19 protein-coding genes, 1 tRNA gene and 1 pseudogene are annotated in these 23,664 nt (G+C 63.9%); 14 read left to right on the forward strand and 7 right to left on the reverse strand.

The features are described from left to right. Positions 1-23 precede the first annotated feature (23 nt). The 3 genes from OK015_RS25315 (at position 24) to OK015_RS25325 (ending at position 3,164) form a co-directional block, all read left to right on the forward strand. Entirely contained in the window at positions 24-1,100 is a 1,077-nt protein-coding gene (locus OK015_RS25315) for an NAD(P)H-dependent amine dehydrogenase family protein (RefSeq protein ID WP_268127243.1), read from the forward strand. Positions 1,101-1,146: 46 nt separating this feature from the next. Further along, positions 1,147-1,860 carry an SDR family oxidoreductase gene (locus OK015_RS25320; RefSeq protein WP_268127246.1) on the forward strand — a complete coding sequence of 238 codons (714 nt, stop codon included), beginning with the start codon at positions 1,147-1,149 and terminating at the stop codon, positions 1,858-1,860. 74 nt (positions 1,861-1,934) lie between these two features. Beyond that, the gene (locus OK015_RS25325; protein ID WP_268127248.1) at positions 1,935-3,164 is read left to right on the forward strand and encodes an Nramp family divalent metal transporter; all 1,230 of its coding nucleotides are present in this window, start codon (positions 1,935-1,937) and stop codon (positions 3,162-3,164) included. Between the two features lie 62 nt (positions 3,165-3,226). Here OK015_RS25325 and OK015_RS25330 read toward each other — a convergent pair whose 3' ends face one another. Beyond that, on the reverse strand, positions 3,227-4,096 hold the full coding sequence (locus OK015_RS25330; RefSeq protein ID WP_268127250.1) for a helix-turn-helix domain-containing protein: 870 nt from the start codon (positions 4,094-4,096) through the stop codon (positions 3,227-3,229). Positions 4,097-4,277: 181 nt separating this feature from the next. On the opposite strand from OK015_RS25330, the gene OK015_RS25335 reads away from it, so the two are divergent. From OK015_RS25335 to OK015_RS25360, 6 genes are all read left to right on the forward strand, one after another. Continuing rightward, a complete protein-coding gene (locus tag OK015_RS25335) occupies positions 4,278-4,814 on the forward strand; it encodes a nuclear transport factor 2 family protein (RefSeq protein WP_268127252.1) in 537 nt (178 codons plus the stop codon). After that, positions 4,811-5,923: an NAD-dependent epimerase/dehydratase family protein gene (locus tag OK015_RS25340; protein WP_268127253.1), complete on the forward strand. Its 1,113-nt coding sequence runs from the start codon at positions 4,811-4,813 to the stop codon at positions 5,921-5,923. Before OK015_RS25335 ends, OK015_RS25340 begins: the two co-directional genes overlap by 4 nt. A gap of 343 nt (positions 5,924-6,266) precedes the next feature. Continuing rightward, positions 6,267-6,587 carry a DUF732 domain-containing protein gene (locus tag OK015_RS25345; RefSeq protein ID WP_268127254.1) on the forward strand — a complete coding sequence of 107 codons (321 nt, stop codon included), beginning with the start codon at positions 6,267-6,269 and terminating at the stop codon, positions 6,585-6,587. A gap of 93 nt (positions 6,588-6,680) precedes the next feature. Next, positions 6,681-7,745, forward strand: coding sequence for a poly-gamma-glutamate hydrolase family protein (locus OK015_RS25350; protein WP_268127255.1), 1,065 nt, complete (start codon positions 6,681-6,683; stop codon positions 7,743-7,745). Positions 7,746-7,770: 25 nt separating this feature from the next. Further along, positions 7,771-8,595 carry an LLM class F420-dependent oxidoreductase gene (locus OK015_RS25355; protein ID WP_268127256.1) on the forward strand — a complete coding sequence of 275 codons (825 nt, stop codon included), beginning with the start codon at positions 7,771-7,773 and terminating at the stop codon, positions 8,593-8,595. A 56-nt stretch (positions 8,596-8,651) separates the two neighbouring features. After that, positions 8,652-8,727 (forward strand) — tRNA-Arg (locus tag OK015_RS25360). A 184-nt stretch (positions 8,728-8,911) separates the two neighbouring features. On the opposite strand, the gene OK015_RS25365 is transcribed toward OK015_RS25360, so the two are convergent. Together OK015_RS25365 and OK015_RS25370 are read right to left on the reverse strand one after the other, a co-directional pair. Beyond that, positions 8,912-9,757, reverse strand: a complete 846-nt coding sequence (locus OK015_RS25365; protein ID WP_268127259.1) for a helix-turn-helix transcriptional regulator — start codon at positions 9,755-9,757, stop codon at positions 8,912-8,914. A gap of 36 nt (positions 9,758-9,793) precedes the next feature. Continuing rightward, positions 9,794-10,735, reverse strand: a complete 942-nt coding sequence (locus OK015_RS25370) for an SDR family oxidoreductase (protein WP_268127261.1) — start codon at positions 10,733-10,735, stop codon at positions 9,794-9,796. Positions 10,736-11,193: 458 nt separating this feature from the next. Here OK015_RS25370 and OK015_RS25375 point away from each other — a divergent pair, with 458 nt between their 5' ends. Both OK015_RS25375 and OK015_RS25380 read left to right on the forward strand, forming a co-directional pair. Further along, complete coding sequence (locus OK015_RS25375; RefSeq protein ID WP_268127263.1) at positions 11,194-12,876, forward strand: sensor histidine kinase; 1,683 nt, start codon at positions 11,194-11,196, stop codon at positions 12,874-12,876. Continuing rightward, positions 12,858-13,541 carry a response regulator gene (locus tag OK015_RS25380; protein ID WP_268127265.1) on the forward strand — a complete coding sequence of 228 codons (684 nt, stop codon included), beginning with the start codon at positions 12,858-12,860 and terminating at the stop codon, positions 13,539-13,541. Before OK015_RS25375 ends, OK015_RS25380 begins: the two co-directional genes overlap by 19 nt. Here the strand turns inward: OK015_RS25380 and OK015_RS25385 are convergent. The 3 genes from OK015_RS25385 to OK015_RS25395 are packed head-to-tail and all read right to left on the reverse strand — an operon-like array spanning position 13,538 to position 19,390. Next, complete coding sequence (locus OK015_RS25385; protein WP_268127268.1) at positions 13,538-16,495, reverse strand: MMPL/RND family transporter; 2,958 nt, start codon at positions 16,493-16,495, stop codon at positions 13,538-13,540. The genes OK015_RS25380 and OK015_RS25385 overlap by 4 nt on opposite strands. A gap of 60 nt (positions 16,496-16,555) precedes the next feature. Continuing rightward, complete coding sequence (locus OK015_RS25390) at positions 16,556-17,923, reverse strand: hypothetical protein (protein ID WP_268127270.1); 1,368 nt, start codon at positions 17,921-17,923, stop codon at positions 16,556-16,558. Positions 17,924-17,941: 18 nt separating this feature from the next. After that, a complete protein-coding gene (locus OK015_RS25395) occupies positions 17,942-19,390 on the reverse strand; it encodes a condensation domain-containing protein (protein ID WP_268133083.1) in 1,449 nt (482 codons plus the stop codon). Between the two features lie 405 nt (positions 19,391-19,795). Here OK015_RS25395 and OK015_RS25400 point away from each other — a divergent pair, with 405 nt between their 5' ends. From OK015_RS25400 to OK015_RS25410, 3 genes and pseudogenes are all read left to right on the forward strand, one after another. Next, complete coding sequence (locus OK015_RS25400; RefSeq protein WP_268127271.1) at positions 19,796-20,071, forward strand: hypothetical protein; 276 nt, start codon at positions 19,796-19,798, stop codon at positions 20,069-20,071. A 420-nt stretch (positions 20,072-20,491) separates the two neighbouring features. Beyond that, positions 20,492-21,490 (forward strand): AraC family transcriptional regulator, encoded by a 999-nt coding sequence (locus OK015_RS25405; RefSeq protein ID WP_268127273.1) that lies wholly within the window; start codon positions 20,492-20,494, stop codon positions 21,488-21,490. Between the two features lie 411 nt (positions 21,491-21,901). Next, positions 21,902-22,122 (forward strand): annotated as a pseudogene (locus tag OK015_RS25410) (DNA-binding response regulator); the annotation flags it as partial. A gap of 37 nt (positions 22,123-22,159) precedes the next feature. Here OK015_RS25410 and OK015_RS25415 read toward each other — a convergent pair. Beyond that, positions 22,160-23,656, reverse strand: coding sequence for a potassium/proton antiporter (locus OK015_RS25415; RefSeq protein ID WP_268127275.1), 1,497 nt, complete (start codon positions 23,654-23,656; stop codon positions 22,160-22,162). Positions 23,657-23,664 lie beyond the last annotated feature (8 nt).

The following is a 23,664-nucleotide window of genomic DNA, read 5'->3' on the forward strand; positions in this document are numbered from 1 at the left end:
CACCGACCGCTAAGGAGCCCCTCATGCCCATTCCCGTCGTTCAATTGGGCACCGGCAATGTCGGTGTCCACGCGCTGAAGGCGCTTATCACCAACCCCGAATTCGAGCTCACCGGCGTCTGGGTGTCATCGGATTCCAAAGCCGGCAAAGACGCGGCATCACTTGCCGGACTTGCGGATTCGACCGGCGTGCTGGCCAGCACCGACCTGGAAGCCGTGCTTGCCACCGGACCGCAGTGCGCGGTGTACAACGCACTGGCCGACAACCGGCTGCCCGAGGCCCTGGAGGACTACCGCCGCGTCCTGGCCGCCGGGATCAACATTGTCGGCAGCGGCCCGGTCTTTTTGCAGTATCCCTGGGCGGTGATTCCCGACGAGCTGATAAAGCCGCTGGAAGATGCTGCGCGCGAAGGCCATTCGAGCCTCTACGTCAACGGTATCGATCCCGGCTTTGCTAACGACCTGCTACCACTGGCCCTCGCCGGCACCTGTCAGAGCATCCAGCAGATTCGGTGTATGGAGATCGTCGACTACGCGACCTACGACAGCGCCGCGGTCATGTTCGACGTCATGGGATTCGGTAAGCCGATGGACGATATCCCGATGCTGCTGCAGCCCGGTGTGTTGAGCTTGGCGTGGGGATCGGTAATCCGGCAAATGGCGGCGGGCCTGGGCATTGCGTTGGACGAGGTCACCCAGACTCACGTCCGCATACCGGCGCCCGAGGACTTCGAGATCGCCTCGGGGCACATCGCCAAGGGCACCGCCGCGGCGCTCCGGTTCGAGGTGTTCGGCATGGTCAACGGGAAGCCCGCCGTGGTGCTGGAACACGTTACGCGGCTGCGCGAGGACCTGTGCCCCGAGTGGCCGCAGCCTGCCCAGGAGGGCGGTTCGTATCGCATCGAGATCACCGGCGAGCCGTCCTACGCCATTGATGTCTGCCTGGGCAGCCCCAACGGCGACCACAACCACGCCGGCCTGGTAGCCACCGCGATGCGGGTGGTCAATGCGATCCCCGCGGTGGTGGCCGCCCCGCCGGGTATCGTCACGACCCTCGACCTGCCGCTGATCACCGGCAAGGGGCTTTACCTGCCCGAGTGATCGAACGCGCGGCATGAAACGCGCTCATTTCGGTGTTGCCCTTTCTATGGCGAATCGACGAGTGCTGATCACCGGAGCATCCAAGGGTATTGGCCGTGCGGTCGCCGATCGTGCGGCCCAAGACGGGTATGACGTCGTCGGGCTGGCCCGGACGGCGCCGTCCGATTTCCCCGGGCTATTCGTCGAGGTCGACCTCGGCGATCGGGACGCGACCGCGGCGGCCCTCGACGCGGTCGTCACCGAAGGCCCGGTCGACGCGGTGGTGAACAACGTCGGCCTGGCTCGGTTCGGTCACATCGGGTCGGTCGACCTGGACGACCTGTGGCCCACCTACGACGTGAACGTTCGTACCGCGGTGCAGGTGGTACAAGCGGCGCTGCCCGGCATGGTCGAGGCGGGGTGGGGCCGCATCGTCAACCTCAGCAGCCTGACGACGCTCGGCGTCGCCGAACGAACTCCGTACGCTGCCGCGAAGGGCGCAGTGGAGACCGTCACCCGCATCTGGGCCGGTGAGCTCGCGTCGTCGGGCATCACGGTGAATGCGGTGGCGCCGGGGCCGATCGAGACCGAAATGTACCGGGAACGCAGCCCGGTGGGATCCGAGCGCGAAGCACGCGTCCTCGAGCGCATCCCTCTGGGCCGCGTCGGCACCCCCGCCGAGATTGCCCACGTGATCTGCATGTTGTTGCACGAGGATGCCGGCTACATGACGGGCCAAATTGTCCGAGTGGACGGCGGCGGGAGCATCGGCGCGGCGTAGGCGCAGTTTCTCTCTCGGGCAATGTCGGTTACCCTAACTTTTTTATTCGGCACCGCGGATCGAGGATGGGTTAGTTGGCGCAGGACACCCGGGCCTCGTTGAAGTCAAGCTGGTATCTGCTTGGGCCGGCATTCGTCGCCGCGATCGCTTACGTCGATCCGGGAAACGTCGCGGCCAACGTCAGCTCGGGCACACAGTTCGGATATCTGCTGCTGTGGGTCATTGTCGCGGCCAACATCATGGCCGGCCTGGTGCAATTTCTGTCGGCGAAACTCGGGCTGGTGACCGGGCGCTCGCTGCCCTCGGCGATCGGCAGGCAGATGAGCCGGCCGGCCCGGCTGACCTTCTGGGCGCAGGCTGAAATCGTCGCGATAGCAACCGATCTGGCCGAAGTCATCGGCGGGGCGATTGCCCTGCGCATCCTGTTCGGTTTGCCACTAGCGCTCGGCGGGTTGATCACCGGGGTCATCTCGTTGCTGCTGTTGGCGATCAGGGACCGTCGAGGACAAATCCTTTTCGAGCGCGTCATCACCGGCTTGCTGCTCGTCATCGCCGTCGGTTTCGCGGCGAGTTTCTTCGTCGCCACGCCCCCGCCCGGCGCCGTGCTCGGCGGATTGGTGCCGCGTTTCCACGGCGCCGAAAGCGTGCTGCTGGCCGCCGCCATCCTGGGCGCCACGGTGATGCCGCACGCGGTGTACATGCACTCGGGCCTGGTCCTGGATCGGCACGGACACCCGGAGCCCGGCCCGGACCGACGCTGGCTGCTTCGCGTCACGCGCCTGGATGTGGTGCTGGCGATGACCGTCGCCGGGACGGTGAACGCGGCGATGCTGCTGATTGCCGCGATCAACCTGCTGGGCCGCGAAGAAACCGGATCCATCGACGGCGCGTACGCCGCGATCCACGCCACGTTGGGGCCGACGATCGCCGTGCTGTTCGCGATCGGCCTGCTCGCCTCGGGCTTGGCGTCGTCCTCGGTGGGCGCTTACGCCGGCGCCATGATCATGCAGGGATTGCTGCACCGGTCGATACCCATGCTGGCGCGCCGCTTGATCACGCTGTGCCCGGCCATCGCGATCCTGGCCCTCGGTTTCGACCCGACCCGCTCACTGGTCATCTCTCAGGTCGTGCTGTCGTTCGGAATTCCGTTCGCGGTGCTGCCGCTGGTCCGGCTCACCAGCAACCGCAAGCTGATGGGCAGCGACACCAACCACCCGATCACCACGGTCATCGGCTGGGCGGTCGCGTTACTGGTGAGCGTGCTGAACGTGGTGCTGATCTATCTAACCGTGAAGGGCCACTAAAAAGTAGCTCTAGGTGCATCTTCCACCTGCGCCAAACCCGATGGCGCCCCTTGGAGGCCACGTCAGCCGGCCTGCGTACCCACTGCGCGGGCAGCCCGGCGGAGGCGCCGACCTATCTGTTCGACGTCCCGCGATGAGAGGGACCTGAAGGGATGCACGCAGATGTTGTGTGTGACGCGACCGACTTGGTCGAAGATCGGTGCCGTGACCGCCCCGACGTACTCCCGCTGACGGCTTCCCGGCTTCCCTGAAACCCTTGGGGCACAAGTAATTTCTAGGAGCACTTCGTTGAGGTGATCGCGCACGGAGTCGGACCGCGCATCCATCTGAAGTCTGGTCATAACGGGGACGGCCGATGCGATATCCGGGCTCATGCGTTCCACGCTGAACCCTTGGTTACGGGTCTCCTCCAGGTGTTCCTCGAGCCGCGCCTGGAAGGCGGGACTGTTTACTCCGCTGCGCTCGATCCAAACACGACGCTCGTCAGCAGGCTCCCATGCCGCGTACGCCGGACCGAACGGGGCGGCGAACGGTAGCCGATCACCCGTCGAGAGGCTCCATTGGTCGTCGCATCCTGCGATGAAGGCGGTGATGACGAGCGAGTCGCCGACGCGCTCGGACACCGACGTCGCATAGCCGGTGTCTGCCGCGGCAGCTGATGCCGCCGCCCGGGCGGCGTGTGCGATGGACGGGGACTGATCAATCCGCCCGGCCAGCCTGACCAGCGCAGCGCCCACAGAGAATGTCTTATCGGCAGGGTTACGGGTGACCCAGCCCTTCTCGTCGAGTTCTTTGAGGATCACATAGGCCGTCGCCTGGTTGAGGCCTAAGGTGTGCACGATATCGCTGAGTCGTGTTGTGCTGCCGCGGCGTTCGGCGAGCAGCTCGATGATGTCTACCACCCGCCGGGTCGGCGGAGATGAACTGGTCACGAGTAACTCCTGCGGCAAGGATGTTGACTATACGAAAAAATGCTATCGCTCAACTGACATGCTGCCATGAACGGTGCCGTTGACTCCGTCGACGTTCTTCTCTATGTTTCGTATAACCAATCAATCAAATTGAATAGTCAACATACGCGGCGCGATGTCGTTTTGCATCCGAAGGGCAAACATGAACTCCTCCAAGGCCGGTGACGCCGCCGCGTCGAATTTCCGCGACGTCGAGGGCCTCCATGAGGTCGAAGCGATCAAGCAGTTGAAGGCTCGCTACTGCCGGCACCTGGACACCAAGGATTGGGATGCGTGGCGCACCATTTTCGCTGACGATTTCCTCAGCGACACTTCTGAATCCGGCGGTGACGTGGTCGCCGGGGCTGATGCGTTCGTCGCCTACACGCGCGGGCATATCGGGAAGCCCTCTCAACCCACGGTGCACCAGGTGCATGCTCCCGAGATCGAGCTGACCTCTGCCACTACGGCCACCGGCGTCTGGGCGCTAAACGACGTGGTGTGCCTGGCGCCGGGGCTGAACCTGCAGGGCTACGGTCACTATCACGAGACCTACGAGAAGATCGACGGGCGTTGGTACATCAAGAGTTCCAAGTTAACGCGGCTTCGGGAAGACATCTTCAATCCCGTGTTTACCTTGCGGGTTCCTAAACGGCTGCGCGATGCCGCGGGTGCCCTGGTGCGGAAACGCACGAAGTGAGCAACCCCGTCCTCATCACAGGGGCGTTCGGCCAGGTGGGCAAACGCTGCACCGAGATACTGCTATCGCGTGGACGCACCGTAATCGCTACGGATCTGCGTACTGACACCGTGGTAGCCATCGCCGACAAGCTTGGTCGCGGTAAGCACCCAGGCACGCTGAAGACCGTTTATGCCGATCTGCTCGACGCAGCGTTCATGGCCGACCTGATCGCCGAGCAGGAACCCAGCGCCATCGTCCACCTGGCCGGGATGTACTCCCCACCGTCCTACCGCAATCCGCGACTGGCCAGGCGCGTCAACGTCGAGGGCACCACCAATCTGGTGCGGGCCGCCGAGTCCCTATCCGTACCACCGCTGGTGGTATTCGCCTCCAGCGCCGCGGTGTATGGGTCACGTAACCCCTACCGCTATCCCGAACGCATCACCGCACAAACGCCCGTGAACCCGATCGACCAATACGGTGAAGATAAAGTGCTCGCGGAAGCCGTGATTCAGGCCAGCGCTCTGCCGTATGCGCTGCTTCGGCTGGGCGGGATCATCTCTCCCGACGGCGCGGCGAATCTCAACAGCGATTACCTGCTGTTGATGCGTGCGACGCCCGGCGACACTAGGCTGCACACCATCGACGCGCGTGATGCGGCGCTGGCTTTCGCCAACGCCGTCGACCGCGGTGACATCATCGACAGCAAAACGTTGCTTATCGCCGGCGACGAGACACACCTGCACGAGCACCGCGACGTCGAAGACGACATCTTCGAAGCGGTCGGGATCGGGCGCCTCGGCCCCGGAGCCAGTCTGCCGGGTAACCGCCAGGACGATCGCGGCTGGGGCTTCACCGGATGGTTCGACACCACCGAATCTCAAGCTCTGCTCGATTACCACCGCCATGACTGGCCACAAACGGTCGCGTGGGTCGCCGAGTCCCAAAGCCGACCCGTTCGGGTGCTGCTGCGCGCACTGGGTCCGGCGCTGCGGCCGGCCCTGCGCATCGCTCTCGCTGCCCAGCGTCGGATCGAGCGACGCGGACCCTATGCCGACCCTTGGACTCTCATCGCCGCCAAGTACGGACCCGAGGTCCTGGCGACAACCCACGAAACGCCATCGTAGCGAGCGAGATGCCGTGGAAAACCTCGGAAGAAGCCGGCCATCGGTGCTAGCGGACGGCCACTGCGGAAGTGTCTAGTCCGACTTCTTGCCGGAATCCTCGGGTCGAGCTTGTCGGCGTCCTCCGTCACCCCAGGCAGCCCACGGGTCTGACGCCGCGTTACTGCGTGGTCACCACGTCTGGGCGATTCGATCGCCAGGTCCCTAGCGTGCGCCGGCGCCCCCAAAGCACCAATTCGGTACTTCATAACTTTTCCCTTCTCTTTCACTATTCTTCATGTTTGCGCCGCTTTGGACTCGCACACTTACGCGGCCTTTAACGTGAAGACGGAAGGGAAAGCATCAAATGCCTTCATCCCGCTGGCTGGGCAGACTCGCCGCCCCCCTCATGGTTGGCGTCGCCCTGGTGTCCACCGCTTCGGTCGCGGCTGCCGATGCCGCCGATCCCGCGTTCCTGGCGCAGATGCGCGCCCTTGGATTCACGTGGCCGCCGAACGAGGACGGCGACATCCTGTTGATGGCACACCACATTTGTGCTGATCGGTGGAATGGCTGGTCGTCACAACAGATTGCAGACGACGTCCACAACACCTTGGGCCCGCGCGGCATCAATTTCGGCGACGTCACCTCCATGGTGAACCTCGCCGTTACTACCTACTGCCCGTAGCTGCCGGCGCCGACATTTCGGACCTCGTTTTACATAGCTATGCGAAGCACATAGGCTCACCGGGTGCCGATTTGTCTGACGGTGAGCCGCTGAATGCAGGCGCGCCGGCATTCCTACTTCGCATATGGGTCCAACCTGTGCGTTAGACAGATGGCGCGGCGCTGTCCCGACGCGACTGATCCGCGGCCGGCGATACTGTCCGATCACGATTGGCTGATCAACGAGCGCGGCGTGGCGACCGTCGAACCATTCGCCGGCAATCTCGTACACGGGGTGCTCTGGCAAGTCTCCGATCACGACCTGACCACGCTGGACAGCGCCGAGGGTGTTCCGGTGCGCTACCGGCGCGATGAGTTGACCGTGCACACCGACGACGGCCCGTCGCCGGCCTGGGTCTACATCGACCACCGGGTGACTCCGGGTCCGCCGCGGCCCGGCTACCTGCCGACCATCATCGACGGCGCGGTCCATCACGGGCTTCCGCAACGCTGGATCGACTTCTTGCGGCGCTGGGATCCCACGCGCTGGCCTCGTCCGGCGTCGGCGAGATCGGCGTCCGGGCCTGGGCCACAATCACTTTCGGAGCTGCTGATGCAGCCCGGGGTGCTCGAGGTCAGTCAGCTGCGGTCCCGTTTCGGCTTCTTGGCCATCCACGGCGGCGGCCTCGAAGAGATGACCGACGTCATCGCCGACCGCGCGGCCGAGGCCGCCGGCGCGTCGGTATACCTGTTGCGCCATCCCGACCGCTACCCGCATCACTTGCCGTCGGCGCGGTTCGACCCCGCCGAGTCGCCGCGGCTCGCCGAATTCCTCGACCACGTCGACGTCGCGGTCTCGCTGCACGGATACGGCCGCATCGGGCGCAGTACGCAATTGCTGGCCGGAGGCCGCAATCGCACGCTGGCCGCCCACCTCGCCAGACATATTCAGCTGAGCGGCTATCAGGTCGTCACCGACCTCGACGACATTCCGCTCGAACTACGGGGGTTACATCCTGACAACCCGGTCAACCGGGTACGCGAAGGCGGAACACAACTCGAATTGTCCGTTCGCGTCAGGGGTCTCAGCCCGCGCAGCCCGCTGCCGGGACCTGATGGCCTGTCTTCGGTCAGCTCCGCCCTGGTGCAGGGTTTGGCGGCCGCGGCTCGCTCCTGGTAATTGTTCCTAACTCGTTTAACGGAGGTTGTTGGTGGCCAAGGATTTTCGATTTGGTATGAGTATGCGGTTCTTCAAGTCGCGCGAGGCACTCCTCGACAAGGCAAAGCGCGCTGAAGACGCTGGCTTCGACATTCTTTGTGTGCCAGACCATTTGGGCGCAGCGGCGCCTTTCCCGACCCTAACCGCGGTCGCGATGGTTACCACGACGCTGCGGCTGAGCATGTATGTGCTCAATTCCGCGTTCTACAAACCGGCCCTGCTCAGCCGGGACATGCAGGGGCTGGACCTGCTCAGCGACGGCCGCCTCGAGATCGGGCTCGGCACCGGCTATGTCCGAGAAGAGTTCGAGGCCGCGGAGATTCCGTATCCCAGCGCTGGTGCCCGGGTCGATTACCTCGAGCACATGACGAAGTATTTGAAGGAACACCACCCGTCGACGCCGTTGATCATCGCCGGCAACGGTGACCGGGTGCTGACCATCGCGGCCCACAATGCCGACATCATCGGGCTGACCGGCTCCAAGGTCCGCGCCGTCGACGACCCGTTCGCCGAACGTGTCGACTTCGTCCGTAATGCCGCCGGCGACCGGTTCGACTCACTCGAGCTGAATCTGGCGATCACGGCGATGCCGCGCGACGGCGAAACCGAGCCCGACCTGAAGCTGACCCGCAGCTACTCGCCGGAGCTGTCCGATGAGGAGATCCTGTCCCAGCCTTCGGTGCTTAGCGGCTCCCCCCGCGAGATCGCCGACACGTTGTCGGCATACCGGGAAAAGTACGGCGTCTCGTCCTTCACGGTGCAGGACAACAACCTCGCCAACTTCTCGAAGGTGATCGCGGAACTGCGCTGACCGCAGTCGCGGTCATCGGGCCCGGGCCTGCCGTCACGGTAAGCTCTGGCCCGTCCGCCCTCGTAGCTCAGGGGATAGAGCACGGCTCTCCTAAAGCCGGTGTCGCAGGTTCGAATCCTGCCGGGGGCACCAATGTGGTGTCGCAGGTCAGCGCGTTTTCCGGGCGATCGCCCTACTCTGCGTCGCTCCTCTCTGGTCGGCGCTTCGGGCTCATGCCGTTCACCCTCACCTCATCCCCCAGCGGGAGAGTCAACGATTCGACCTCAGCGCACGGCAGCGCGTGAGTTTGCGATCGTCGGGCCGCTGCAGACGGCAATTACTTCGTCAGGGTCTGGTCGCCGATGACGGTGAGTAGTCGCAGGTTGGTGTGGCTTTCGGTGCCGGGTGTTGCGGTGTAGACCAGCAGCGAATGCTTCTGCTCGGGGTCGATGAGCACTTGGCACTGCACTTCCAGCGGCCCGAGTTCGGGGTGCAGCAGACGCTTGGTGTGTTCGTGCGGGACATCGACGTCGTGGCGGTCCCACAGCTGGGTGAATTCGGGGCTGTGCTGGGTTAGGGCTGACACGATCGCGGTCGCCTGGGTTCGTGTCGCGGGGTCGGAGTACGCGGCTCGCAGTCCGGCGGTGAAGAACCGGGAGAGCATGTCGTGATCGTCGGCCGGGTAGCGGGCACGCGTATCGGGCTGGGTGAACCAGCGGTAGACGATGCTGCGCTGCAACCCGGCATAGTGGGTGTGGTCACCGACCAACGCCACCGCAGCCGGTGTTTGGGCCAGCGTTTCCCCTACAGCAGTGACGATTTCGGCCGGAGTATCAGCGAGTCTGTCGAAGATCCGCATCAGGCCGGGGCTGACGTGAGCACCGCCGCTCGGGGATCGGGAGGGTGGCGCGTAGCCGGCCAACCCAAAAAGATGATCGCGTTCGGTCAGCGACAGCCGCAAACCACGGGCCAGTGCGGCCAGCATCCCCGCCGACGGGCGCGGACCGCGTTGCTGTTCCAGCCGGCTGTAGTAATCGGCAGACATGTCACTGAGCGCGGCAACTTCCTCCCGGCGCAGACCTGCCGTGCGCCGCCGGCGGCCCCGGATCAGGCCGACGTCTTCGGGTTGCAGCGCGTGGCGGCGGGCGCGCAGGAACTCGGCTAACTGTTGGCGATCCATCACCTCACCCAACACCCGTGGCCACGCGTCGGGGACTGGTTAGGCCGGAAAAGACACACCGGCCAGTTCCTCGGAGACCGCCCAGATGCGTCGCGCCGCCCGCTCATCGGCGATGTAGCGGAACGGCTTCTGCTCGGCCGGTAGCCCCCGCAGATGCAGGAAGCCGTCGGGGCCATACAGTTTCGCGCCACGCGCGTCCCGATTGGTGGCCGCGTACAGCGCCGGCAGCATTCCCGTCTCGGCGGTCCCGACCAGCATCCCCCTGCGGGCGAAGGCACGGATGGCGCGGACCGAGAGAGTGTCGCCGTCGCGGCCCATTTCTGGGTGCGACGCCAACAGGTTGGTGGCGGCGACCCCGGGATGGGCGACGTTGCTGGTGATTCCCCACCCGTGGGTGGTGCTGCGGCGGTGGAGCTCCATCCCGAACAGCGACACCGCGATCTTCGACGACGAGTACGACGAAGACTTCGAGTAGCTGTCGGCCCATTGCAGATCGTCCCAGTGGATGCCGTGCTGGGCCGCGGCGATGCTGGACTGCGTGGTCACCCTCGCCCGACCCTCCTGTAGCAATGGCAGGATCTGGGCGGCCAGCGCGAAATGGCCGAGGTGGTTGGTGGCGAACTGCAATTCCAGCCCGTCGGCGGTGACGCGGCGCTCCGGTGGTGTCATGACTCCGGCGTTGTTGATCAGAATGTGGATTGGTCGGCCCTCGGAGGTGAGCCGGGCGGCCAGGTCGGTAACCGATCGCAGTGAGGCCAGGTCCAGCCGGCGCGTCGACACTTTCGCTCCGGGAACGTCGCGTTGGATTCCCGCCACGGCGGTAGCACCTTTCTGTTCGTTGCGGACCGGCATGATCACCTCGGCACCCGCTGCGGCGAGCCGCTGCGCTAACCCCAATCCCAGACCGTCGCTAGCACCGGTGACCAGCGCCAGTTTCCCGCTCAGCTCCGGAACTTCAATATCCAATGCCGTACTTGCCATGTCGACTCTCCACACATCTAGGACTTCGTCGGGGACGTTGAACCCCGAAACCCACTGTGGTCGGCCACCGCCGCGTTAACCACGGCATATCGATCCCGGGATAGCGCGACACCCCGCCCCCTGCGCGCGCCGCTGTCGGGCGCCGAATAGGGATCACCGCTCGGCCACGCCGACCGGACGGGGAGTGGAACCAACGTGGCGAGACACACATCTCAACGACATCGGACACTTACTGGCCCGCGCCGGGGATTCAGCGGCGATGGGCCGCTGACGTGCTCCGCCATCCTGATTCGCAATACGCGGCGAGTCAGCCGTGCATTACTTCGGCTGATGCTTGACGTTTTGCAGCGTTGAGTCGGGAAGCGATGTCGTCCAGCTACATTCGACCCGGACTGCCCATCCGCCCGACGATTGTGGACTTTCGCGCATTTTGCTCATGGGCGCGGTAGGGTCTTTCCATGGCCGCCAAAGGCCGCATCGACCTGCGACTGGGCACCCAGGTACTGCTGGTGCAGCTCGTCGTCGTGACGCTGGCATTGATCGTCGCGTTCGGGTTGTTCGCCGGGTACAACCGACACCGGTTGACCGTCCAGTACGTCGTCCACGCGTTGGATATCGCCCGTGTGGTGGCCTCCGCGCCGACCGTATTGAACAACATTTCTCAATACGACGCGGCGCCGCCGACCCCCAGCCCGCGATTCGTCGACGAATTGGCGAGCGGCCCGATCCAAGGCATCGCGTCGCGGGTACAGGAGCGCACACACGTGCTGTTCGTCGTGGTCGCCAACACCCACAGCATTAGGCTGGCGGCGCCCGAGCGGGACATGTTGGGCCACCCGGTGGTCGGCGACTTCACCCAGGCGCTGGCCGGTCACGAGCAGACCGCCCAAGAACCGACGGTTGTCGGCGTGGTGATAGTCGCGAAAGTTCCCGTGCAGCAGCCGGATGGTCGGGTGCTGGGCATCGTCTCGGTCGGCATCTCCACCAAGGCATTCGACGACGAGTTCTCGACCAACCTGCGCGTGCTGGCCGCGATGGCAGGTGTTCTGCTGCTGGTCGGTGTCGCCGGCTCGGTGATGCTGGCCCGGCGGTGGCGAGGACTGACACTGGGTTTGCGGCCGGCCGAGATTATCGAGCTGGTGCGCAGCCAGGCGGCGGTGCTGCAAGGCATCGGCGAGGGCGTGCTAGCGGCCGACACGTCCTGGCATACCACCTTCGTCAACGACGAGGCGTGCCGACTTCTCGAGATTGGTAAAGAAATAGGCCGACAGGTTGACGAGATCGGTTTGACCCCAAGGGTTCTCGACGTCTTCAAGGCGGCGAATTCGGCGCCAACGCTGGCTAATGTCGGTGAACGCATCGTGGTGGTCTCCGCACGACCGGTATCGCGCGAAGGACGCGAGCTGGGAACCGTGTTGGTGGTGCGGGACAGAACCGACGTCGAATCACTGACCCGGCAACTCGACGCGGTGCAGGTGATGAGCACCGTGCTGCGTGCCCAGCGCCACGAGTTCGCCAACCGTCTGCACCTGCTGAACGGACTGCTACACGGCGGTCACCTCGACGAGGGGTTGCAGTATCTAGAAGAGCTCCTCGGATCTGGCCCGTTGGGATCCGCGCTACCGGGCATCGACTCCATCCGTGACGCCTACCTGCAGGCATTTTTGGCGGCCAAGGCCGCGGCGGCGCGCGAAGCCGGTGTGACGCTGACGATCGGCGAGAACACCTGGGTCGCCGGTCGGCTGGTGCTGCCAGTCGACGTCACCACCGTGGTGGGCAACCTGCTGGACAACGCCATCGACGCCGCCCGGTTGAGCGACAGCGCGACCAGGGAGGTGGAAGTTGAGCTGTTGCAAGATGGTTCGACGCTGCATGTCACGGTGGTCGACAGCGGCGACGGCGTCGCGCCCGAGTTTGTCGACGAATTATTCACCGAGGGCACGACGACCAAACCGGATTCTGGCATACCCGGCGGCCGGGGTATTGGGCTCGCGTTGTCGCGCCAGATCAGCCGCTCCCTCGGTGGCGATCTGTGGCTGGCCAGCCCCGGCACGACGGAGTCGCAGCTGCACGGCGCGGAGTTCATCGCCCGGCTGCCGGGCGTGATGGTTGAGGAGGCCCAATGGGTGACGCAGACCTGACGGTGCTAGTAGTCGATGACGACTTCCGCGTCGCCAATATGCACGCCGAGGTCGTCAAAATGCTCGCCGGCTTCACGGTGACCGCGACCGTCAACACGCTCGAGGCCGCGCGCAAGGCCGACGCCGTCGACCTTGCGCTGGTCGACGTCTACCTGCCCGACGGGTCCGGAATCGACTTCGTTCGGGAATTGCACGGCGACAGCATGGTATTGACGGCAGCTACCGAGGCGGTCACCATCCGGGCAGCCATGTCGGCAGGGGCGCTGAGCTATCTCGTCAAACCGTTCTCGACCACGGATCTCGCCGCGCGGCTATCGGGCTATGCGCGATACCGCAGAATCCTGGCCAGCCCCAATCTGAGCTCCGGCGACGTAGACGCGGCACTGGATGCGTTGCGCCCCAGGATTACTCCCCCACAGCCGGCCACGATAGCCGCCGCCTCCACCAAACAGCTCGTGCTGCAGGCTTTGCGAAAGTCGGAGAAGCCGATGTCGGCGGCGGAAGTTTCCGCGGCGATCGGGATCTCACGGGCAACCGCCCAACGCTACCTGGCAGCGCTGGCCACCACCGGCGACGTCACCGTAGGCCTGCGCTACGGCACCACGGGACGACCCGAGCAGGAATTCGTCGCGGGCGGCAACGGAAGAATGCGTCTACCGCGCTAGTGGTTGCCTGACCACGGTTTCGCCGAACCACGTGCACCCCCCGGCGCGGCGATCGCCTTGGCGGGCCACCAGTTCGCCCGCCCGAGCATTGCCGCAAGAGCCGGCACCGTGATGGTGCGCACCACGAACGTGTCGACCAACAGGCCCACACCGATGATGACGCCGGTTTGCACCATGGACGTCAGGCTGCCGAACAAGAGGCCGAACATCGACGCGGCGAAGATGATTCCAGCCGAGGTGATGACACCGCCCGTCGAACGAACGGCACGGATGACGCCGCTGCGGACGCCAACGGCCGATTCTTCGCGAATCCGCGTGATCAACAGCAGGTTATAGTCCGCTCCGACGGCGACCAGCACGATGAACGCCATTGCCGGAACGTTCCAATAGATAGCCTGATGGAGCACGAACTGGAACAAGACGACCCCTACACCCAAGGCCGACAGGAACGAGATCACCACGGAGGCAATAAGGTACAGCGGAGCGACGATCGCACGGAGCAGCGCAACGAGGGTGAGGAAGACAACCAGAAGCGTCACGACGACGATCAGCCGAACATCGTCGTTGTAGTAGCTACGCATTGCGCTGTACATCGCCGTCGTGCCGATCACCGATATCGACGCATCCGAGAGTGTGGTGTTGGGCTGCGCGCCGCGGGCAGTACCGAGGATCGATGCCACCTGGTCCATCGCGGCTGTGCTGAACGGGTCGAATTTCGTTTCGATGATGAACCGCGCCGAATGCCCATCGGTTGAGAGGAACATCTTCGCGGCGTTCTTGAAGTCATTCGAGGTGATCACCTTGGGTGGAATGTACATGCCCGCCATGGAGTTTCGCGAGGCATCGCGGTTCATCGACAGCAGCAGATCGGCCGCCTGGTTCATTCCGACACCCATCTTCTTGGTCTGGTCGACGAGTGCACGGACCCCTTGATCCAGCCGCTGGCTCCCACCGGCGAGCGCATCGGCTCCTTCCTGCAGGTGCGCCAGCCGTTGCGACACATTGGCGTTGCCTGCGGCCGCCAGCAGGCTACTCAGCCGCCGCATCGCCGTCTGAAGCCTTTGCACCACAAGGACTATCTGCGCAGTAAACGGACCGCTCTGTGCCTGGGCTAGTTGTTGGAGCTGGGCGCGGCCAGCAGCGCAGGCCGGGTTGGCGTTGCATTGCGGACTGGCGTTCAAAGCGTCGAGCATGGGGCCGGCCACGGCGAGGGCAGCGGCGCCCGGCGCCGAGGCGGACCCGGTGTTCACCAGTCCACGCATCGTGTCCAAGAGCTGGGCTGCCGCGGCCAGCTGCTGCTGCACCTGGTTCAAGGTGGTACCGAGCTGCATCGTGGACCCACTGGCACTGCGGGTTTGGTCGCGAACCTGGGCGAGACTTGCCGCAAGTTTGTCGGCGCCGGCAGTCAGTGCGTCGAGGTCGTTGCTCCTGCCGGAGACCTGTGTCGAGACGCCTTCCAGGTTGCTGCCGACCTGCCCGGCTTGAAAGCTGAGTTTGATCTGATCGAGCGGTTGACCGTTGGGTCGCGTGACACCACGCACTGCCGCGATATCGGGCAGCTGGGAAACGCGTTGGGCCATTTGCTCCAAGTCGGCCAAAGCTTGTGGGGTGCGCAGGTCACGTGGTGAGCGCACGTAGATGTATTGCTGCAGAAGCGCGCTGGTCGCGAAGTGACGTTGCATCGTCGCGAAGCCGATGTTGCTCTGCGCCGATTGCGGTAATTGCATGCGGTCGTTGAAGGTGGGCGACAAGAAGGCGGTGCAGCAGGCCAGCACGATCAACACCGCCAGACTGATCAGTAGATGCAGTTTGGGCCGGCGAACGATCAGGGCACCCGACCTCTGCCACAGCCGACCGGTGAGCGCGCTACGTGGCGTCACCCAACCGCGCCGACCCGCGAGCACGAGTATGGCGGGCAACAATGTGATCGCGGCAAGAAAGGCGATCGCGATCGAAACAGCGAGCGCCGGACCGACAGTTGTGAACGCGGGTAGGCGCGTGAAGACCATGCCAAGAAAGGTGATGGCGACGGTGGCCGCTGAGCCTGCGATGACCTTGCCGATCGAGCTCAATGCCTTCTGCACCGCCAGGTCGGAGTCCGCCCCCGAGCGGATGTACTCGTGGTAGCGACTGATCAAGAACACGGCGTAATCGGTTCCGGCGCCGACGATCATCGCGGTCATCAACGCGATCGTCGGCGCTGACACCCCTAACCCGAGCCGACTCAGCATGGACACCACGCCCTGGGCCGCCGTCACCGAAATTCCGATAGTGACCAAAGGCAGCAACACGCTGATCGGTCGTCGGTAAATCACCGAAAGGATGGTGAGCACCAAGACGGCGGTGGCGAGTTCGATCATGTGCATATCGTGGGCACTCACGATTGACATGTCCCCGACGATGGCGGCCTGACCGGTCACCTCCGCTGTCAACGAGGAGCCCGCGACAGAGCGTTTGGCGACTTGTGTGATCCGCTGATAGGCCTGCGAGGACTCCGGGGAGCCCGCGGGCGCCCTGAGGTCGACCGCCAGATAGACCGCCTTGCCGTCAGCGCTGACCATTGAGGGACGCAAAGCGGGTGTGGTGACAATGTCGTGCACGCCGGCCACATCGCGGGTGTCGGCACGCAATGTGGCAGCCAACTTGGCATAGTCCGCCTCATCGCCGGATTGCGGGCGGTTGTTATCGGTAAGCACGATGATCAGGATGTTCTGTGCGGATTCACCGAAATCTTTGGCCATCTGGTCTGCTGCCACCATGTCGTCGGCCGGAAGTGCCTGCATTGGCTGGCTTTCCACCACCTTCGTCAACGGTGGGAAGGCCACGGCCAGCACGCCGACCGCGGCGAGCCAGGCTGCGATAACCAGCCACGGGGCACGCGCGACAATGCGACCCAGCACCGAAAAGGCTTCGATGCGTGCCGGTATCCCGGAGTTAATAGATTGTGTGGCCATGGCAACCTTCATTCGTATGCGTGGGGAGGGTCAAAGGGTCGGCCGCTTTTGGGCAGGCCCTTACCGGCGTCCGAGGAGCGCGGTCACTGGTTCAAGGTGTCGCCAGTTCATCGTGGAGCTGAGCGAAAATTCCCTCAGTGTCTGCGAAATAATCTGCCGTAGTTCATCATTCGATCCATCCGGCCGATATGCCACGACCGAGACGAAAACCTGCCCGCGCGTTCTTCCGGAAAGCAAATTGAGCAGTCCGCCGGTATGGTGCATCGTCGCCTTGGTCATGCTGGGGTAGCGCATCTTCATGGCGAACCAGTCGGCGTCCGTGCCGTCCGGCCGGTTGGCGGCTGGGCTCACGGCACCGAGGTTGGACGATCCTGTAGCCACACTACCGACGGCCACGCTGATCATTCTCCTTACCAACCACTTTGGTAGCAGCGGGACGATCGGCAGTAGCGCGAACCGCTCGTCGGGGACCTCCTGGCGGCGGATCAACGCGTGTTTGGTTGCAGACCGGATCTCGCGAAGGTCCGTCGCCGCGGGTGCCGGGTCGACGGTGATATCGATACCTGTGATTGCGTTGGCGCGGGTATCGCCGGGGGCGCGGTCATTTACGGGTATTGCCAGAACGGCCGAACCGTCTGCCGTGACCCGCCCCATTCGCTGAGCGAGGCGCGCCGCCAATCCCGCGAGCAACGTGTTGCTCGTTCCTCCGAGCGCCAGAGCGCGCGTGTCCCACTCCGCGGCGTCGACAAAAACAGTTGCCGTTGGGAGGTTTACGGCTTCATCAGCTCCGACGAAGCGCAAGCGCGGCCCGCTGGGTGGCGCAGTGTCCGATCCGTCACCACGTCGGCGACGCCTTCGCGTCAGTGCCGCGGCGACGACGGCGCGGCCGATACCGGGGATGTCTCGCCTGGTTTGGCGGACGTCCTCGCCAATTGCCCGCCATCGCGGGCGCGAAAGCGCGGCGGGCCAGGCGATCACGTCGTCGCGACCAACAGCCGCATCGGCCAATGCCTCGCAGAGCCCGACGCCGTCGGTGAGGCAATGTGAGATGACGAAGCTGATCCCCGCGCCGCCGTCGGTGAACGGGAGAACAGCGAGGTGCCATTCGGGTCCGTGCTCGGAATCCAGAGTGGTGCCGGCCTGGTCGTCCAGCCAGGCGTCGAATTCCTCGCGGGGACGAGCGCACTCGACGATCTCAAGGTCGGACAACCGGTCGGGCATGACCCAGCGATGCCGGCCGAAGGGTATTGGTGACTGTTCGATGCGGCGGGCCAGTCGCCCACGCCCCAGACGGTGATGGAACCGCCGCAAACCTTCGATGTCGATGGGGCGGTCATAGAGCCAGAAGCACTGCAGCACATTGCTGGTTCCAGTCGCTTTCTCGCCGAGAAAATGGACCTGGTCCACCAAGTCGATTACGTTGCTCATTTTGTAAATCCCTTCGTGTTAGAGGCTGACGGCGGGCAAGCCGTGCTCCGAGTTCGCGTGGTCTGCAACCGCATCCGTCCATTCCGAGGTGTTGTTGACGACGCGGGTGAACGCCTGCGTCAACACCGTGATGTAACGGTGTACTGAGTCACGCGCGGCCGGGTTATCCGGGAAGGAGATGGTCGCTGTGGTTTTGGTGGCGTGCCGGTTGATCCACATGTTGATCCCGCCGTGCGACAGGCTGTCACCGTAAGCGCCGAAGTTCGTTTCTTCCCACAACGCGGCGACCGGTATCTTGCGGAAATCGAGGAACGACACCATCATTGCCGGGCGCGTGGGCAGTTTAAGGCCCAGTTCATCCGGTGTCGCCAACTCCAGGACACGTTCAAACGGCACGCCCGCAAGGTGTTTGGCGGCGTCAAATGACTTCTGCGCTGCCGGTGCCGACTCGAAAAATGAGCCGACACCGGTCGGCACGGTAACTGGAATCAGGCTGGCGAACCACCCGACACTCATCGTGTCCACGCCGGGAGTCCGCGTGTCGAAGGGCGTGAATCCATGATAGGTCTCGGCGCCGGTAAATTCGTGTTCGGCCAGAGCTGCGCAGGCGAGAATCCCACCGCTGAACCGGGCGCCGGCGGCACGGCAGACGGTGTCGAAAGACTCGGTCTGTGCGGCATCCAACAAGTCGACGGTCAGGAAGTCGCCTTTGTTGTCGCACCACGTGTCGCCGAGCGGCAACGGGAAGCTCGGCCAGTCACCATTGGTGTCGTGGGCGAAGTCGATCCACTCCTTGATCTGCGGGGACGACAGGGTCAGGCTGGCCAATTGCTCGCGTTGCCGCGCCGTGTAGTCCCAATAGCTGCCGGCCTGCGGAAGCGCGGTGGGTGTGGCGCGCCGCAGACTCTGGTACATGAGGTGGACATCGAGGAAAATCAGGCCGCCGGAGACGCCGTCGATGTGGAGATGGTCGACGCTGGCGTAAAACGTGAAATATTCAGCGTGCTGGATAACACCGAATGTGAAGCAATCCCACTCGAGTGTCTCCGGCGTCGTCGTCAACGCGTGTGTACGTATTTGTGGGGTGCTCATATTTCCGAACTCCACGGGAACAAAATCGATGAGTTCCGGGTCGTCGATGGCGCGCCGGACAATATCGCCGTTCTCGAATTCGAACCAGCTCTGGTAGGTGTCGTGACGACGGAGATGCGCATTGATCGCGGCCGTCATTGCCGGAACATCACAAACACCAGGAATCTCCCACGCCACGACCATCAGACGCGGCAGCTGCCTGCCCATCGCCTTGGCGTAGTGGGCGACCCGCACGTGTTGAGCTTGCTGATAATTAGCAGGTAGATCATCGCGCCGCGCCGCCCGAGCCGCTTCTCGGGCCCCGGGGGAGGCCGTCCACGTGGTCACCGGACCACAGGGTGGTTGCCATCCGTTGATGCTGCCTAGTGCGACCATCTTTCCCCTCCTTGCGTTTTTGCGATATCGACGTTTCTTTCGCCGCATATGAATGGCGGAACCGGCTGTGCACGAATGTTTATCTCGCGCCGATCTTCATTCCTTGGTGCGGCGATCGTGCGTCCTAACCGGATATTTGACTAGACCGAATTTACGACGCCGCTTATGTCTGTGTCGCGGTTGTAATCGATAGTCGACATAAGTGGCGATTCCCGGCTTTTGCGCATTGTGCTCACCCGCGACGCACAGCGAACCGAAGCGCACAACAGATGACGCCTGCGGCCCGCCCACGTTGAGCGGTCACGCGGCTAGAGCGTTGCCGCCCCGATCGGTGATCCAGGAGATCCGTACCCGTGGTTGTCGGTCCGCGGAGCGTGACCGCCCGTCATACGCCACAATGGAAAGGTGGATGACTGGGCCGAAACGGATTTGGCGTGGCAGCTCGCCGAGATGGCATGCCTATTGCTTCCTGATCGCGACCGCGCCGACGTGTACACGGCGATCGGCGCCGGGTATTCCTATGCCGCCATCAACACGCTGCTTGAGACCGTTGTATGCACGGGCACACCCGTCTCCCCTGAACTGGTGGCCAGGATTGCCGACTGGCTGACCGCCTACGCACACCATCATGACGAGCCGCGGCTACGCGAAATGCTAGCCGCGCTTAGAACAGTGGGCTAACGCCAACAGCGCTTGCCGCATTTCAAACGAGCAGAGTTGTTGTCGCACAGCGATCACCGGCGACCGCTTCTAGCGGGCCGGTGCGTCAAAGAGGCGTTGCGGAGCGAGATCCACCACGGCGAAGACGCTGGCTCGGCGAACTCAGCGCCCAGGAGCACCGGGCCTTCCTTCGCGCGCCGGAGCGGATGACCCCACGCGAATGGGGATGAGGCCGGGTCGGAGATTCTGCCTAGGCGACAGCGCGAATACGGCGTGGAATGGGTCCCAGGGTGGTTGCGTCTCACCCAGTCTGCGTTAGGGAGGCGACGCCTATCAGGCGGCATACTTGGTGGTCAGTCGGTTGCACAATGTCTCGGAGGACGTGATTCAGGATCTCATATGGAAACAAATCATCAAATCAGGGCAAGGCGTCGACCCGTGGTGAGTAGCTACGTCACCGAGCGTTGCGACACGCGGACTGTTCTTGACGATCCGGCCGGCTACTGGGTCGACCATGTCTGTGCAAATCACGGTTCGTTGCACTTCCGTTTTCCGGATACCGCGAAATTCAGAGCGGGCAGCGTCGTTCAGTACAACGGAAGTCACCGTGTGGTCGATTTCTGGTCAGAGGGCTTGCACTATGCGAAGACAGACGCTGACGTGCGCGCCGACGGCGATCTCGGGAGCATTTTATTTATCGTCCGCAGCGGCGTTCTCGACTTTGTGCAGGACCGGGGCCAGGTACACCTGCAACCCGGCCAGGCCCTGCTGCTGAGCAAGTCGCGCGCTCTTCAGATCCACCATGGTTCCTGGGCCCGGGGCTGGACGTTCGATATCGCAGACACACGCCGACCCATCAATATGCCAAACGGCCCCGTCGCGATGGACTTCCGGCGTGGGCTCGGCTCGGTAGTCAGCTCGATGATCTCGACCGTGAGCATGCAGCACGAGACGCTCGACGATTACGAGTTCTCGCGTGCCTGCGCCACCATCAACGACCTGTTGCTCACTTGCATGCTCGGCCGCGGCGGAGCTCCTGACACTCTCAGTTCAGTCGAGCGGGCGGTGCGGGAGTATGTCGCCCGGCATGCAAGCAATCCCGACCTCACGCCAACTAGCGTCGCCCACGCGCTGGGCTGGTCGGTCCGTCAAATTCAGCTGGCCCTTCAGCGCGCCGGTACCAGCGCCAGCGATCTGATCCGCACCACCCGGCTGCGCCGCGCCGCCGATCTGCTCCGCCAATCGCCATCGAACACCTCGATCGACAGCATCGCCATCGCCAGTGGCTTCCGTTCGAGACGCACTTTCAACACCGTGTTCAAGCAACAATTCGGCCTGGCCCCAAGCGAGGCACGTATGCGCGTTGTACCGCAAGGGAATTCCGAATACGGTGCGCGTCTAACGGCGCATCATCAGGAGGACCGGTCCGCCACAAACTGACCGCAGAACGCGAAGAGGATCGATTCTCGCCGGCTGGGTGGATCCGGTCGCAGGGACCCTCAGCATGATCGCGGGCGTGCCGACTGCGCGGCGATCACAACGAAATTTGGTCTGGTGGTAGCGAAAACATTCGTCGATTCACGACACGACACGACACGAACCGCGATCCGATGTTTGGTTGGAAATATTCCGTTGCTGCACAACAGTATTGGACTCCTCAACGTCGCAAAGCATGCGCCCGGCACGCCGCCAAGGCTCACCCTGACCGCATCGTGTAGCGCGGGGACGCTGAACGTCGTCGACGAGCTCACCCCGGGCCACAGCGAACGGCCTGTCGAGCCCGGACGCGGATTGCATTGGCATGCAGCAATGCATCGAACCGCTCGCCGGCACAATCGATATCGGCCCGGGATGGAGGCAACCCGGCGGCTGACCGAAAGGCGGCCCGCCGATACGCGCGCGGACAACGTTCAACGACGACGAACTGCTATCCGGTGTATTGCGCCGGAGCAATAAATTTCGTGCTCAAAGACTCGCCGGCCGAGGAGCTGATCCGCGCCGTCCGATCCGTCGGCATCGGCAACAGTTACCTCGATCCCGCGGTCACGGCGCGAGTGCTGAGCGCCCGTCGTGACCGGTGCGTCTACGGCAACACCGTGCGCATCGACATCATTCGACTTTTCCGTATTCGTCGAACCAATAAGCGAGTTTGCCGCGCCGGCTTACGGCACGAAGCCTGGATTCAGCTGTGGCCCGCGTTTTGCTGGTAGTGACGATCAGCAATTCGTCGCCGGTCTCGATACGGGTGTCCGGATTGGGGACGAAGGTGTGTCCGTCACGGATGATCAGCGTGATCACGGCGGGGTCGGGCAGCCGGAGTTCGACGATGGTGACACCGTGCAGCCGCGACGGCGCTTGCACGGTCATGGTCAGGAGTTCCGCATCGAGCATGTCTAGTGGCGCAGCCTCGACTTGGATCTCCCGGGTAGATTCGCGGGAAATCAGGCCCAGCCGGTGAGCCACAGGGCGAAGGCTGGGGCCCTGCACCAATGTGAATACCACGACGAGCACGAACACGATGTTCAGTAAGCGGTAGCTATCTGCAACTCCGGCGACGACCGGAAAGGTCGCCAACACGATGGGGACCGCGCCCCGCAGGCCCGCCCACGAGAGGAACAACTGCTCACGCCAGGGGACGCGAAACCACACGAGTGAACCTACGACCGACAGTGGCCGGGCGACGAGCAGCAGGACCAGTCCGACGACGATTGCGGCGACCACGTCACCTGCCAGATCGCTCGGATTCACCAGAAGGCCGAGGAGCACGAACAGGCCGATCTGCGCCAACCAGCCGACTCCTTCGGCGAACGATCGGGTCGCCGATCTGTGCGGCAACCCTGAGTTGGCCAGAACCACGGCGGACAGGTAGGCGGCGATGAACCCGCTTGCATGGATTGCACCCGCGGCGGCGAACGCAACGAGCCCCAATCCGAAGGTCGCGATCGGGTACAGACCGGAGGCGGGCAACGCGATGCGTCGTAGCCCAACCGAACCCAGATAGCCAACGGCCACTCCCATCGCGGCACCGCCGAAGAGCTCACCGACGAGGTCGATGACCGCACCTTCCGGCTCAAACACGAAGGGCACCGCACTGAACATCAGCACCAGAATCACACCGGGCGCATCGTTGAAGCCGGACTCGGCCTCGAGCAGTCCGGCCACACGCCGAGGCAACGGCAGCACACGCAGGACCGAGAACACCGCTGCAGCGTCGGTCGAGGAGACGATGGCTCCAAGCAAAAAGGCGAGCTGCCAGTCGATGCCTAGTAGGAGATGCGCCCCGAAAGCAGTAACCAACGTGCTGATTGCCACGCCGATCGTGGCTAACCCCACCGCGGGCGCCAGCACCGTGCGGATGTCGGCGAAGCGAGTAGTCAAGCCGCCTTCGACGAGGACTACGGCCAGCGCCGCGGTGCCGATGTTTCTGGCTAGTTCCACGTCGTCGAACTGAAGACCGAGCGCGTCCTCGCCGAGCACGACACCGACCAGCAAGAAGAACAGGAGGCTGGGAAACCCGACGCGACTTGCCACCCGAGTACCGACGATGCTGGCCAGCAGCACGAGGCCACCGATCAGCAACGCCAAATACAGCTGCTGCAAGGTCACTACATTCC

This window comes from Mycobacterium sp. Aquia_216 (genome assembly GCF_026723865.1).
Classification (GTDB): domain Bacteria; phylum Actinomycetota; class Actinomycetes; order Mycobacteriales; family Mycobacteriaceae; genus Mycobacterium.

Coding starts and splice junctions, on each gene's coding strand:
- OK015_RS25315 (WP_268127243.1), top strand. CDS start 24: ATGCCCATTCCCGTCGTTCAATTGGGCACCGGCAATGTCGGTGTCCAC.
- OK015_RS25320 (WP_268127246.1), top strand. CDS start 1,147: ATGGCGAATCGACGAGTGCTGATCACCGGAGCATCCAAGGGTATTGGC.
- OK015_RS25335 (WP_268127252.1), top strand. CDS start 4,278: ATGAACTCCTCCAAGGCCGGTGACGCCGCCGCGTCGAATTTCCGCGAC.
- OK015_RS25345 (WP_268127254.1), top strand. CDS start 6,267: ATGCCTTCATCCCGCTGGCTGGGCAGACTCGCCGCCCCCCTCATGGTT.
- OK015_RS25350 (WP_268127255.1), top strand. CDS start 6,681: ATGCAGGCGCGCCGGCATTCCTACTTCGCATATGGGTCCAACCTGTGC.
- OK015_RS25370 (WP_268127261.1), bottom strand. CDS start 10,735: ATGGCAAGTACGGCATTGGATATTGAAGTTCCGGAGCTGAGCGGGAAA.
- OK015_RS25375 (WP_268127263.1), top strand. CDS start 11,194: ATGGCCGCCAAAGGCCGCATCGACCTGCGACTGGGCACCCAGGTACTG.
- OK015_RS25380 (WP_268127265.1), top strand. CDS start 12,858: ATGGGTGACGCAGACCTGACGGTGCTAGTAGTCGATGACGACTTCCGC.
- OK015_RS25385 (WP_268127268.1), bottom strand. CDS start 16,495: ATGGCCACACAATCTATTAACTCCGGGATACCGGCACGCATCGAAGCC.
- OK015_RS25390 (WP_268127270.1), bottom strand. CDS start 17,923: ATGAGCAACGTAATCGACTTGGTGGACCAGGTCCATTTTCTCGGCGAG.
- OK015_RS25395 (WP_268133083.1), bottom strand. CDS start 19,390: ATGGTCGCACTAGGCAGCATCAACGGATGGCAACCACCCTGTGGTCCG.